6 protein-coding genes and 1 pseudogene are annotated in these 11,530 nt (G+C 63.6%); all 7 read left to right on the top strand.

Annotated features, from left to right (window positions below; translation table 11 throughout):
* Window positions 1-178, top strand: a pseudogene (locus JV241A_RS27625) (curlin); the annotation flags it as partial.
* A 216-nt stretch (window positions 179-394) separates the two neighbouring features.
* Window positions 395-907 (top strand): sigma-70 family RNA polymerase sigma factor, encoded by a 513-nt coding sequence (locus JV241A_RS11245; protein ID WP_233673436.1) that lies wholly within the window; start codon window positions 395-397, stop codon window positions 905-907.
* Window positions 904-1,848 carry a FecR domain-containing protein gene (locus JV241A_RS11240; protein ID WP_134062521.1) on the top strand — a complete coding sequence of 315 codons (945 nt, stop codon included), beginning with the start codon at window positions 904-906 and terminating at the stop codon, window positions 1,846-1,848. The genes JV241A_RS11245 and JV241A_RS11240 overlap by 4 nt, the downstream gene beginning before the upstream one ends.
* 115 nt (window positions 1,849-1,963) lie before the next feature.
* A complete protein-coding gene (locus JV241A_RS11235; protein ID WP_134062519.1) occupies window positions 1,964-4,888 on the top strand; it encodes a TonB-dependent receptor in 2,925 nt (974 codons plus the stop codon).
* 183 nt (window positions 4,889-5,071) lie between these two features.
* Window positions 5,072-7,318 (top strand): TonB-dependent siderophore receptor, encoded by a 2,247-nt coding sequence (locus JV241A_RS11230; protein WP_115086492.1) that lies wholly within the window; start codon window positions 5,072-5,074, stop codon window positions 7,316-7,318.
* 291 nt (window positions 7,319-7,609) lie between these two features.
* Complete coding sequence (locus tag JV241A_RS11225) at window positions 7,610-8,224, top strand: response regulator (protein WP_115086491.1); 615 nt, start codon at window positions 7,610-7,612, stop codon at window positions 8,222-8,224.
* A gap of 7 nt (window positions 8,225-8,231) precedes the next feature.
* On the top strand, window positions 8,232-11,530 hold a 3,299-nt coding region (locus JV241A_RS11220), incomplete at its 3' end, for a transporter substrate-binding domain-containing protein (RefSeq protein WP_134062517.1).

Genomic DNA, 11,530 nt, shown 5'->3' with positions numbered 1-11,530 from the left:
GCAGCTGTATGGCGACAACAACCAGGCCAGCATCAAGCAGGCCGATGGCGTCAACGTCGCCTACGTGACGCAGGGCGGCTCGGCCAACCAGGCGCTGGTCGACGAGAGCGGCGCTAACATGACAGCAAACATCCAGCAGGTTGGTGCGGGTAACCAGGCGACAGTGTTGCAGCAGTAACCATGTTGAGGCTGCTACGCAGCCTATCGCTGGCAAGCCAGCTCCCACAGAGACCGCATGCACCTTGTGGGAGCTGGCTTGCCAGCGATGCGGCCGCCGCAATCTGATTCTCCCCCCACTTGACCGTGACTCACCGACAGGGTGGTCACGGTTCCTTTTTTACCCCTATAATGCGAACAATTCGCAACTGCATCTTTCATGTTTCAGGATCTCCGGGTGCCTCCTACCTCCCTCGCCCCCCAGCAACAGCTCCATGGCCTCTATCGCGATCACCACGGCTGGCTGCAGGCCTGGCTGCGCAAGCGCCTGGGCGACCGTGAGCGCGCCGCCGACATTGCCCACGACACCTTTCTGCGCCTGTTGGTCAGCGGCCGCCTGCCCGGTCACGACGAGGGCCGCAGCTACCTGGTGCAACTGGCGCGCAACCTGGTGATCGACCAATGGCGCCGGCAACGTATCGAGCAGGCTTACCTGGCCAGCATCGCTCACCTGGACGAACCGCAGACGCCTTCGCTGGAGACCCGCGCGATGATCCTGCAGACCCTGCAACAGATCGACCAGATGCTCGACAGCATGCCGGCCAAAGTGCGCAGCGCTTTCCTGTTGTCGCGCTTCGAAGGCCTGGGCTACGCCGACATCGCCGAGCGCCTGGGGGTGACCGTCAGTTCGGTACAGAAGTACATGATCCGTGCCATCCAGGCCTGCTATCAGGTGCTCTACAGCGAATGAACCCGGCAAGCGATGCACCGATCGACGCGGCGGTCGTCGAGCAGGCCAGCCACTGGCTGATGCTGCACTGGGACGGGCCGCTGGATGCGCAACAACGTCTGGCGTTTGCCCACTGGCAAGCGGCAGACCCGGAGCACCAGCGCGCCTGGCAACGCCTGCAAACCCTGCAGCAGACCCTCGCCGCGGTGCCCGCGCAAACCGCCCGCAGCGTGCTCGAAGAGCGCCAGAGCCGGCGCACCCTGCTCCGGCAGCTGTGCGTCTTGCTGCTGGTGGGCGGCAGTGGTTACCTGGGCCAGCGCCACCTGCCCTGGCGGGAGGCCATGGCCGATCAGCGTACCGCCGCCGGCGAAGTGCGCCGCCTGCAACTGGCCGATGGCAGCCAGTTGCTGCTCAACAGCCGCAGCAGCGTGAACATCCGGTTCAGCAACCACGAAAGACGCATCCGCCTGCTCGAAGGCGAACTGCTGCTGAGCAGCGCCAGGGACCCGAGGCCGCTCAAGGTCGATACCCCTGCCGGTGAAGTGCAGGCGCTGGGCACCCGCTTTGCCGTGCGCGAAGTACAGGGCGGCAGCCGTGTCGAGCTGTTCGAAGGCGCGTTGATGATTCGCCCCAAGACGGGCAATGAGCAGTTGCTCAAGGCCGGCAATGGCCTGTGGTTCAACGCGCAAGGCTGCGGCCCGCAGCATGCCGCCGACAGCAACAGCATCGCCTGGGAACACGGCCGGCTGATCGCCGAGCGCCAGCCGCTGGGGCAGTTTCTCGATGAACTGAGCCGGCATCGGCGCGGGGTCATCCGCTGCGAGCCGGCAATCGCCGAGCTGCCGATTACCGGCGTGTTTGCCCTGGCCGACAGCGAGCGCACCCTGACTGCCCTGCAGGACAGCCTGCCGATTCAGATGCACTACCTGAGCCGCTACTGGGTGACCGTCAAGGCGCGTTGACCCTCCTCCCATCCGCTTTTGCAAAATTAATTGCGCTGACCTTTGTCGGTTTGCGGCGCTCGTTCGGGTTAGTCATCAAAGCTAACCAATAAGCATTCTCAAAGGAGCCTTCGGGATGCCGAACTTGCTGCCACCCTGCCCGTCCACCCTAAGCCTGGCGATCCGCACCGGATTGTTCGGCGGCCTGCTCAGCGCTGCACTCTGTACCCTGGCAACGCCGGTTCAGGCTGAACCTGCCCGCCGGGAGCAACGCCTGTACCAGATTCCGCCCGGCAACCTCGACCAGGCCCTGACCCAGTTTGCCGCCAGCGCCGGCCTGCTGCTGTCGGTGGATGCACGCCTGACCGCCGGCAAGCCGTCGCTGGGCCTGCAGGGCCATTATTCGCCCGCCCAGGCCCTGGGCAAACTGCTGGCCGGCAGCGGCTTGAGCGCGTACTTCAGTGACGATGGCCGGGTGCTGATCGAAAGGGCCGCGCAAGCCAGCGATGCCCTGGAGCTCGGCGCCACCCGGGTCAAGGGCCAGGCAGAGGACGACGCGCTCAAGGACTACGGCGTGCCGCGTTCGGTGGAAACCCGCGACCTGGAACAACTGGAGCGCTTTCGCGGCCGCTCCAATGCCGACATGCTCGCCGGCATCGCCGGTGTGCAGACCTCCGACGGGCGCAACGGTGGCGGTATCGAAGTGAACATCCGCGGTATCCAGGGCCAGGGCCGGGTGCCGGTCAAGGTCGACGGCAGCCAGCAATCGCTGGATGTCTATCGCGGTTACGCCGGCACTGCGCAGCGCGCCTACATCGACCCGGACCTGATCAGCAGCGTCACCGTCAACAAGGGCCCGAGCCTGGACGCCGGCGCTTCCGGTGCCATCGGCGGCTCGGTCGAGATGCAGACCCTGACCGTCGATGACATCCTCAAGCCTGGCCAAACCACCGGCTGGCGCCTGCGCGGCTCGCTGTCGGACAACAGCACAGCCGATGTCCCCAGCGATTACCGGGTACGCCCACGCACCGAGCGCAACGACCTGCTGCACCCGCACGACTGGTCGCGCAGCCTGGCCTTCGCTCACAAGGACGAAGCCTTCGACGTGGTCGCCGCCTACGCCGAGCGACGCAACAACAACTACTTCGCCGGCAAGCACGGCTACTCGCGCTACGACACCTCGGTGAGCAGCGGCGGCGCCCTGGTCGATGCCAACACCGTGGCGCGCAACTACTGGCCCGGCGAAGAGGTGCTCAACTCCAGCACCCACAACAAATCCTTCATGCTCAAGGGCACCCTGTACCGCGACAACGGCCTGGAACTGGGCCTGGGCTACCGCTACATGGATTCGAGCTTCGGCGAAATCATGCCCTCGCAGATTGGCCGGACCGGCCCGTCGATGACCTGGCCACTGGGCGACTTCAAAAAAGACATCGACCGCTACGACGAAGAATTCTGGATGCGCGCCAACCCCGAGTATTACCAGCAGTGCTCGGCCATCGATGCACCGGTGCCGGATGGCGACAACCGCTGGGACAGCACCGGTTGCTACGTGCGCGAGACGCTGGACCCGGTGTACGACTACACCGACGCCAACCAGATGATCCAGTTCAAGCCCGGCAACATGAAGCTGCACACCCTCACCAGCGAGTTGAAATGGCGCCCCGAGGACGACAGCCTGGCGCGCTATATCGACCTCAACGGCCATGCCTGGGCGACCTTCGGCCGCAGCATCATGTACAACAATGTCGGCTTTACCGCGCCGCAACGGGGCCAGGGTTACCAGGACGAGCAAAGCGAGAACTACCGCAAATCGCTCAAGTCCGACCTGAGCAACCTCAAGGTCGGCACCGACATCAGCAACACCAGCCGCTTCGTTACCGGCACCGGCGACTACGCCCTGACCTATGGTGCCTCGTACCTCTATGAAACCATCGACCCGACCCGCAAGCCCTGGCAGGACGACCTGGAAAACAACCGCATCGAACGCAATGGCTACCGTCACGAATACAGCCTCAGCACCGCCCTGGAATACAAGCCGATCCCTGAACTGACCTTCACTGCGGGCGGACGCTACAGCGGTTATCGTATCCATGATCGCAACCGCCAGGCGCTGTTTGCCGCACCGGTTGGCGCCGACCCGGACGCACCGTGGTGGAACGCGGAGTTTGCCGGCTTTGCCGACAACGCCGAGCTGTCCGGCCACGGCTTCGCCCCGGCCTACAGCGTCAGTTATGCCTTTACCCCCAACGTCATGGCCTATGCCCTGTACAACCAGGGCATGCGCATGCCGTCGCTGTTCGAGACCACCCTCGGCAGCTGGTCGGCAGAACCCAACTACGACCTGCGCCCGGAGCGGATGAAAACCTTCGAGGTCGGTGCCTCGTTCAAGGGCAGCAACCTGCTGCTGGACAACGACCAGGCCGGCGTCAAGCTGGCCTACTTCCACAACACCATCGACGACATGGTCACCCGCAATTACCGCTACAACCCCAAAGGCCGCCCGGGGTTCAACGGCGAGCTGAAAATCCGCAACGTCGACAGCTTCACCACCCAGGGCGTCGAGCTGCAGAGCCACTACGACAGCCACTGGTGGTTCGCCGACGCTTCGTACGTCTACAACATCAAGGCCGAAACCTGCGACCGTGCCTTTGCCCAGGCCCTGCGCGAGGGTGGCAAGTCAGAGACGCCCAACTGCACGACCGGCGGCTTCCAGGGCTCTTACACCAACACCCAGAACCCACCGCGCTACAGCGTCAACCTGGTGCTGGGGGCCAAGGCCTTCGAGCAGAAACTGGCTACTGGCGTGCGCATGCGCTACACCAGCGGGCCGATGTATGTGCTGGACAAGAGCTGGCATGTGGGCACCACCACACCGCAGCAACATTACCTGGAAGCGCGCATTTACGACTTCTTCGCCGACTACCAGGTCAGCGACGAACTCAAGGTCAGTTTCAATGTTTACAACTTTACCGACCAGTACTACCTCGACCCAATGTCGCAAAGCATGATGCCGGCACCCGGCCGTACCTCAAGCCTGGCAGCATCCCTAAAATTCTAAAGGCCTTTGGCCAGTAACTCGTCGCAACCTGCGTAGCAGGGTTTTACCGCCCTGCTTCGTTAATATTTTATTTTTCTTCTAAAGGGTTTACTCGCGAATGGTAATTCTTATCATTCTCGACTCCCGAGCGACTCTGGCCTTTCCGTCCAGCCCGTTCACCCTTTGTTTCAGGAGAAATCTGACATGGTGTCGCGCTTCAACCTCAGCCCCATGAGCATTGCCCTGCTGGCTGCCCTGGGTTCCACGGCGATTGCCGCAGCCCCGCTGGAACTTCAACCGGACGAAGTCCAGGTGCAGCCCACCGACCTGCCAGTGGACGGCAGCCGACAGGCGATCGAGCTGGAAAACACCCGCGTGCTGGGCACTGCCGAAGAGGAACTCAAGCAGGCGCCCGGCGTGTCGATCATTACCGCTGAAGACATCAAGAAGCGCCCGCCGGTCAACGACCTCTCCGATATCATTCGCCGCGAGCCCGGGGTCAACCTCACGGGCAACAGCAGCAGCGGCGCCCGCGGCAACAACCGCCAGATCGACCTGCGCGGCATGGGCCCGGAGAACACCCTGATCCTCATCGACGGCAAGCCGTCCACCTCGCGCAACGCCGTGCGCTACGGCTGGAGCGGCGACCGTGACACCCGTGGCGAAACCAACTGGGTACCGGCCGAAGAAGTCGAACGCATCGAGATCCTTCGCGGCCCGGCTGCCGCGCGCTACGGCTCTGGCGCCATGGGCGGTGTGGTGAACATCATCACCAAGCGCCCGACCCAGGACCTGCGCGGCTCGATGACCCTGTACACCATGCTCCCCGAGGACGATTCCGAAGGCACCGGCAAGCGGGTCAACTTCAGTTTGAGCGGGCCGCTCACCGACAGCCTGATCTTTCGCGTGTACGGCAACCTGAACAAGACCGACGCCGACGACATGAAGATCAACTCGGCGCACCAGGCCTATGCCGAATCCTTGATGGCCGGCCGCGAAGGCGTGCGCAACAAGGACATCAACGGCCTGCTGAGCTGGAAGATCGACCCGGCCAACACCGTCGACCTGGAGTCGAGCTACAGCCGCCAGGGCAACATCTTTGCCGGCGACACCATGCTCAACGCCGGCGGCGAGTTCGTCGAAAGCCAGGTGGGCAAGGAAACCAACGTCATGCAGCGCTCAAGCTTTGCCGTGACCCACCGCGGCGACTACGACTGGGGCACCTCGACCGCCTCGCTGTCCTACGACCTGACCCGCAACGGCCGCCTCAATGAAGGCCTGGCCGGCTGGGGCGAAGGTGCGCCATCGGGCGGTGCCGGGCGCTTTGAATCACGTCTGCGCAACACCCGGGCCACCGGCGAGGTCAACCTGCCGTTGAGCATGGGCCTTGAGCAGGTGCTGACCCTGGGCGGCGAGTACCTGTACGAGTCGCTCAACGACCCGGGCTCGCTGCGCCCGCAAAGCTATGACCCGGGAGCCGAGCTGCCGAACTTCGACCGCACCCAGACCAAATCCACCGCACGCAGCTTTGCCCTGTACGCCGAGGACAACATCGAAGTCGGTGAGAACACCATCGTCACCCCCGGCCTGCGCCTGGATCATCACGAAGACTATGGCGACAACTGGAGCCCGAGCCTGAACGCCTCGCACCAGATCACCGACGCCCTGAGCATCAAGGGCGGCATCGCCCGCGCCTACAAGACCCCGAACCTGTACCAGGCCAACCCCAACTACCTGCTGTACAGCCGTGGCGGCGGCTGCAACTCCGGCGAGCTCAACGAAGGCGGCTGCTACCTGCTGGGCAACGCCAACCTCGACCCGGAAACCAGCGTCAACAAGGAGCTGGGCCTGGCCTACGACAAGGGCACCTGGCGCACCAGCGCTACCTACTTCCGTAACGACTACAAGAACAAGATCGAGGCCGGCAACCAGACCTTGTTCCGCCTGCCCAACGGCCGCCGTATCCTGCGCTGGGAAAACACTGGCAAGGCCGTGGTGCAAGGGGTCGAGGGCAACCTGTTCGTCGAGCTGACCCCGGCGCTGGACTGGAACACCAACTTCACCTACATGATCGAGTCCGAGGACAAGAAAACCGGCGAGCCGCTGAGCATCATCCCCGAGTACACGGTCAACTCGACCCTGGACTGGAATGCCACCGACAAGCTGTCGTTCCAGCTCAACGGCACCTACTACGGCAAGCAGGAAGCTCCGACCTACAACGCCCGGGCCAATGAAACCCTGGACAAGAAGGTGCAGAAGGATGTCGATCCCTATGGCATTGTCGGCATCAGCAGTGGTTACGAGTTCACCAAGAACCTGAGCATGCGCGTGGGGGTGAACAACCTGTTCGACAAGCGCCTGTACCGCGAAGGCAACTCGGATGAAGCCGGAGCCTTGACCTACAACGAAGCGGGCCGGGCGTACTTCGCGTCGTTTACTACTTCGTTCTGAGTCAGCGGGCAGCTTCGCTGCCATCGCCGGCAAGGCCGGCTCCCACAATAGATCTGTGTACACCGAAACTGTGGGAGCCGGCCTTGCCGGCGATAGGCCGCGCAGCGGCCTTTATCTAGCTGACGCGTAGGAATTTTCGACAATACCTACCACAATTTTCAACGCCTCTATACTTCCCATACTTTTGCAACCTGATTCGACGTATCGTTGGCGACTCGCCGGCTCCGGCCCGATTCGTCTTCCTGAATGATTCAGGAAACGGCTTACCCTCTTCGTCAAGGAGTTGCGCCAATGCCTACGGTACTGATCGTCGATGATCACCCCACGATTCGTCTTGCGGTGCGCATGTTGCTGGAGCGCGAACGCTATGAAGTCGTGGGGGAAACCGGCGACGGCGTGGCCGCCGTACAGATGGCCCGCGAGTTGCGCCCCGACGTGGTCATCCTCGATATCGGCCTGCCCGGCCTCGATGGCCTGAGCGTGATCAAACGCCTGCACCTGCTGGAAAACACCCCGAAAATCATGGTCCTCACGGGGCAACCGGCCGGCTTGTTCGCCCGTCGCTGCCTGGATGCCGGCAGCTCGGCCTTCGTGCACAAGGACGAAGACCTGGAGGCGCTGATCTTCGCCTTGAAAGCCATGGTCAAGGGCTACTCGACCTTCCCTGACATGTCGGCCAACCGCGGCCCGCTGGGCTCGGAAGAAGAACGCCTGAGCAGCCTGTCCCACCGCGAGATGGAAGTGCTGCGCATGCTTGCGGCCGGCCTGTCGAACAACGATATCGGTGAGCGCATGCTGCTGAGTCCCAAGACCATCAGCACCTACAAAAGTCGGATCATGGAGAAGCTACAGGTAGGATCTTTCGTTGATCTAATGGGTCTGGCCCATCGCAATCAGGTGATCTGAGCCGCCAATGAACATCCGCCCCGCTCTACCGGCCCTGGTGCTGGGCTTGCTGTCGGCGTTGTTGGTCAACAGCGCCATGGCCACTGATCCGGGTGAGCCACGCACGTTGCTGGCCCGTTCAGTCGTTGGCGGCGAAGGCGTAGCCCTGGCGCCGGCTGACAGGCGCTGGCTGAAGGAAAAAGCCGTGCTGCGCCTGGGGACCTCCAGCCCGGATTACCCGCCCTTCGATATCAATGTCAGCCACAGCGAGTATGAAGGGCTGACCGCCGACTATGCCGGCCTGATCGGCGAACTGTTGAGCATCCCGATTGAAGTGCGCCGCTTCAGCAGCCGTAAAGAGGCGATCACCGCCCTGCACGCCGGGGCCATTGACCTGCTCGGCAGCTCCAACGGCTTTGAAGCCGCTGACGCCCAACTGGTGCTGAGCCAACCCTATGCCGATGATCTGCCGGTGATCGTCACGCCACAGGGCAAGACCCGCGCCGTCGATGATGAGCTGGACGGGCTGCGCCTGGCCATGGTTGACCATTACCTGCCCGATGAAGAGGTCCAGCACCTGTTCCCCAAGGCCCGCTTGCAACTGTACTCCTCGACCATGGCCGGCTTGTCGGCCGTTTCGCTGGGCCAGGCCGATGCGTTTCTCGGCGATGCCATCAGCAGTGATTACCTGATCGGCAAGAGCTTCCAGGAAAACGTGCAGATCTCCCACTTCGTCAAACACGAGCGGGAAACCTTCGCCTTCGCCCTGGCCCGCGGCAACGACCGGCTGCTGCAATTGCTCAACCGTTCACTGGACGTCACCAGTGAAACCGAACGCCTGAACATCCTGCGCCGCTGGAGCAGCGGCAGCACCAGCATGCTGCTCAACCGCGGGGCCCTGCCGCTGACCCGCCAGGAGCAGGCGTGGATCGCGCAGCACCCGGTGGCCAGGGTGGTGTTCAACAAGTACTACGCGCCGTTGACCTTTTACGATGACCAGCAGCAACTGCGCGGTATCAGCGCCGACGTGCTGGAACAGATCAGCTTGCGTACGGGCCTGAAGTTCGAGTTCATCGAAGCCGATCCTGGCGCCGCGACCATCGCCCTGCTGGAACAGGGAGGCGCCGACATCGCCAGCAGCCTCATCCCCAGCAAGCACCGCGAGACCCGCTTGAGCTTCACCCGGCCGTACCTGCTCAGCCCGCGGGTGCTGGTCACCCGCGATGAACCGGACGCCGTGCAGAGCATCGAACAACTGAACGGCAAGCGCCTGGCGATCATCCGCGACTATCCATTGAAGCCGTTGCTGCAGGCAACCTTCCCCGGGGTCCGGCTGGTCGAGGTCGATAACCCGCTGTCACTCATGGAGTACGTCGCCCAGGGCCAGGCCGATGCAGCCATCAGCTCGCAGATCAACGCCGCCTACTTCATCAGCCGGCTGTTCAAGGATCGCCTGCGCATCGCCTCGCTGTTCGGCGACCAACCGGTGATCGGTGCCTTCTCCACGGCACGCTCGGCAGGCGAGCTGCATTCGATTCTCGACAAGGCATTGTTGAGCATCGAGCCCGACGAACTGGCACAACTGACCAACCGCTGGCGCACCAACGCACTGATCAGCGACAGCCCCTGGTACAACTACCGCTCGCTGATCCTGCAGATCCTTATCGTCGCCAGTTTGCTGATCGCCGCCGTGGTGTTCTGGAACCGCTACCTGCGCAACCTGATCCGCCAGCGCAGCGAAGCCCAGCAAGCGCTGCAACACGAACTGGGGTTCAGCAAGCGCCTGCTCGAAGAACTACGCCTGGCCAAGGACCAGGCCGACGATGCCAGCCGCGCCAAAAGCACCTTCCTGGCGACCATGAGCCATGAGATCCGCACACCGATGAACGCGGTGATCGGTTTGCTCGAGCTGGCGGTCAAGGACGCCGAACAGGGGCGCGCCGACCGCGCTTCACTGCAGGTGGCGTTCGACTCGGCCAATGGCCTGTTGGCGCTGATCGGTGACATTCTCGACATCGCCCGTATCGAGTCCGGGCACATGGAGCTGAACGACGAAGCCACCAACCTGACCTCGCTGGTCGCCGCCACCGTCCGGGTGTTCGAAGGCAATGCACGGCTCAAGGGCCTGGCCCTGCAGACCGACCTGCAGGCCATGGCCGACGGCGTCATGGTCGACCCGCTGCGGCTCAAGCAAGTGCTGTCGAACCTGCTCGGCAATGCCCTCAAGTTCACCAAACAGGGCCAGGTGAAAGTGACCCTGCGCTATGGCCCGCAGCAGCCCGGGCAGCTACGGCGGGTACTGCTGAGCGTGGAAGACAGCGGCGTCGGCATCAGCGCCGAAGACCAGGCGCGGTTGTTCCATAACTTCGCTCAGGTGGGCGACCAACCGGTGCGCCAGGGCACCGGCCTGGGCCTGGTGATCAGCCGCACCCTGTGCGAATTGATGGGTGGCCGCCTGGGCCTGACCAGCAAGCCGGGTAGCGGCACGCGGGTCGACATCGAACTGCAGTTGCCGGTGGCGCCCGTGCAGCAAGCCACCCTGCCGGCAAGCGAACCAGCAGCAGCCGGTCGGGTATTGAACATACTGGTGGTGGACGACTACCCCGCCAACCTGATGCTGCTGGAACGCCAGCTCCACGTCCTCGGCCACCAGGTCAGCCAGGCCGGCGATGGCCAGGCGGCGCTGGAGCTGTGGCTGCAAGGGCACTTCGATGTGGTCATCACCGATTGCCACATGCCCGGCATGGACGGCCACCAGCTGTCGCGCCGCCTGCGCAGTGAGGAGCAACAACAGCAACGCCCGGCCTGCCTGATTCTCGGCCTGACCGCCAACGCCCAGGTCGAGGCGCGCGAACGTTGCCTGGCCAGCGGCATGAACGATTGCCTGTTCAAGCCGATCGGCCTCAATGAACTGCGCCGTCACCTGGCCGGTTTCGACACCCCGGCCGCGCCGGCGCTGGCCAATGATGCCCTTGAAGCGCATGCCAGCGGCTTCGACGTCGACAACCTCAGGTACCTGACCCTGGGTGATCCGCAGCTGGTCGAGCGCTTGCTACGGGAACTGGCCCTGAGCAACAGCGAAGACCTCAAGGCCCTGCGCGCCCTCGGCCCGGCACCTGCGCGCGATGCCTTGCGCAGCCTGGCCCACCGCATCAAGGGCGGTGCCAAGATGCTCAAGGCTCGTGGCGTGGTGCAGCGCTGCGAAGCGCTCGAGCAAGCCTGCATCGGCGACGCCGGCATCGAGCAACTGCAGGCACTGGCCAACGACCTGGAACTGAGCCTGCAGACTCTCGACGGCCAGCTCGTCCAGCGGGTCAGTGCAACTGC

The organism is Pseudomonas sp. JV241A (assembly GCF_900275665.1).
Classification (GTDB): domain Bacteria; phylum Pseudomonadota; class Gammaproteobacteria; order Pseudomonadales; family Pseudomonadaceae; genus Aquipseudomonas; species Aquipseudomonas wadenswilerensis.
Note: the sequence above shows the minus strand (reverse complement) of the source record. Positions and strands in the feature narration are given on the sequence as shown.